This is a genomic window from Thiomicrorhabdus heinhorstiae, assembly GCF_013391765.2.
Taxonomy (GTDB): domain Bacteria; phylum Pseudomonadota; class Gammaproteobacteria; order Thiomicrospirales; family Thiomicrospiraceae; genus Thiomicrorhabdus; species Thiomicrorhabdus heinhorstiae.
The window spans coordinates 1-452 of sequence record NZ_JACBGI020000064.1; the positions used below are offsets into that span (position 1 = coordinate 1).

The window sequence follows — 452 nt, forward strand, 5'->3', positions numbered from 1 at the left end:
TAGATACACTGACCTTTTCGCTATTAGAAGAGGGGTGGCTCTGCCCGATAACGCACCGAATTTTTGATTCGACTTTTCGTGGGCTAACCCCCTACTTACCCATAAAGTTGCGTCCGCAAGACTATCGTTGCCAGAAAGTCCAACTCTCCTCGCTAGCTAACCTCCAGATAGACGGTAGCGCCGTGGCCAAGCAATTGCAGATTCGTGCGCAGGTCTTACAAGACCCGGTCATCCAGCACCTTCGGTCTGAGAATCTCTGGACCGATATCAGCGACCGTACCGTGGAAGGCGGATTTTACTATCGAACCGCAGAACATTCGGCTCAGCAGTCGGCGCAGAGACTCGATGACTATGTTGATCTGTTTAAGAAGGGTGATATCAACGTACTCAACTGCTCCACGACTATGGAGATGGGCGTAGATATTGGGGGCATCTCTGCTGTAGTGATGAAC

General features: G+C 50.9%; 1 protein-coding gene. It reads right to left on the bottom strand.

What is annotated here, in order from left to right:
• Positions 1 to 215: 215 nt before the first annotated feature.
• Positions 216 to 452 (bottom strand): hypothetical protein (locus tag H8792_RS12375; protein ID WP_185979416.1); only part of this gene is annotated, 237 nt, incomplete at its 5' end.